Here is a 2,017-nt window from a genome sequence, read left to right as displayed (position 1 = left end):
CGTACTCGGACACCAAGATCAGCGACCCGTCCACCCGTCCGGGGGGTTCTGGCACGTCCGGGGGCTGGTTCTCCGAGAAGAACGACGACACCGCCACCAACGGCAACGGCAACGGCAACGGCAACGGTGTCACCCGAAACGGGGCGCCTGCCAACGGCAACGACACCACCCGCAACGGATCCTCCGATATCGGTGACACTCGCAACGGGTCCTCGGATATCGGTGGCAATCACACCAGCGCGTCCGCCAACGACAGCACTCGTCAGGACACCCCGGCCGACAACAACTCCCGCAACGCGGCGTCCACCAACGGTGCCACCCGCAACGGCGCCTCGAACGTCGGCGGCTCCCGCAACGACACCACCCGCAACGGCGCCTCGGACATCACCAGCTCGCGTAAGGACACCTCCACCAACGGCAGCACACGCAACGGCAGCACCGACACAAGCAGTGAGGCTTCGAGTACTCGCTCGACCCCGACCCGCTCGACGCCTACCCGAGGTGCGGGCCAGCAGCGTGTCGGCTCGAGCAGCAATCCTTCCACCGCGCGAGCGTCCTCGACCGGCGGGGACACTCGCACTCCCCTCGAGCGCACCCCGGTCGCGCAGCGCACCGGGGTGACCGCCCCCGAGGACACCTCGAACGCGACTCCTGAAGCGACGCAAACACTCTCGTCCCGCCCCCAGCCCTCCTCGACGATCGGGGACGGGTCCACCTCCCACACCAACCCGCTGCGCACGAGCACCGATGGCAGCCAGCCCACATCCCTCACCGACACGCCCGCCGGCAACACCGCGCTACGCACCACGACCAGCACCCCGACCGACGACATCTCGTTCCGCCGCGACAGCGACACCGACAGCACCTACGGCGATAAGGATCCGGGCGTATCCCTCACCGATGCCCCCAGCAGCGAGCTGCGCCAGAACGGCGCCGATGCACTCACCGGTAACGACTCCAGCCCCGTCCGTCGCGATACCGGTCTCGGCGAGGACATCACCGGCAAGCAGAGTTCGCCGTTCGTCCCGGGCAGCAAGGAGACCGATCCGCTCCGGCGCGGTACCGCCGGAATCGGTACGGGGACAAGCAAATCCGACGATCAGTTCTCGGAGCTGTCCGCGAACCGGAAAACCCCGGTCACCCCGTCCAGCGACCACCTGCAAGGTGGCAAGGCATCCGAGCGCAGCGACTCGCAGAACGGCTCCGGCATCCGCTCCTCCCGCGCGGGGAAGTCGGATTCGGAGACGACACCACCGCGCCGGCCGAACGACGTCTCCGCCGAGACGCAGTATCAGCGGGGCGGGGCGGGCAAGAGCTGGGACGAGATCACCGAACTCGGCTCCGAGCCGCGGCGGCTGTCCAAGGTGGCGGTCGACCAGAGTTCGCTGGACGTGCACAAGGTCGTGGCCCTGGGTGACGAGTCCGGTGCCCGGTATATCTGGTCGAAGTCCGACGGATTGACCGATGCCGACGGACGAGTGCTGCCGAAGTCCCAGAACCTGGATTCGGTGCTGGCGGATTCGAAGATCACCGAGATCCGGGTTCCCGGCCAGGCCGAGCGGCTCTCGACCGGGCGATCGGGACCGGACGATGGACGACCACACGACACCACCGCGACCACGAAATCCGACTCACCCGCCGACGCGCACGCGCCGGCGCACGACCCCGAGGTACTCCTGCGCCACGTCGCCGCGCAGGAACGCGCCGAGCACGACCAACAGCAGGCCAAGGAGACGATCGACAACTCCAGAAACCGAGTCGACGAGGCCCAGCGCGCACTCGACGAGGCCGAGGCCGCGCACGACGACAAGCGCGTTTCCGAGGCGCGGGCGGCGTACGGGCAAGCGGGGGCCGAACATCGGCGGATCGTGGAGGGGGCGGTCGATGAGCTGATGGACAAGGCCAAACAGGCGGGCTCGGCCACCTGGAAGGCGTTCCAGGACGGGCGGATCGGTAAGGACGACGCGTTTGCGCTGGTGCGCAAGGAACGGGTGAGTGCGGCGAAGGCGGCGGCCGA

Annotated in this window: 1 protein-coding gene; it reads left to right on the top strand. The window is 68.5% G+C overall.

Annotated elements, in window-relative coordinates; genetic code table 11:
- Window positions 1-2,017, top strand: a 2,017-nt coding sequence (locus JZ791_RS44020) for a hypothetical protein (protein WP_216903909.1), incomplete at both ends; no start/stop codon positions are given.

The organism is Nocardia alni, from assembly GCF_019038435.1.
Taxonomy (GTDB): domain Bacteria; phylum Actinomycetota; class Actinomycetes; order Mycobacteriales; family Mycobacteriaceae; genus Nocardia; species Nocardia alni.
Note: the sequence above shows the minus strand (reverse complement) of the source record. Positions and strands in the feature narration are given on the sequence as shown.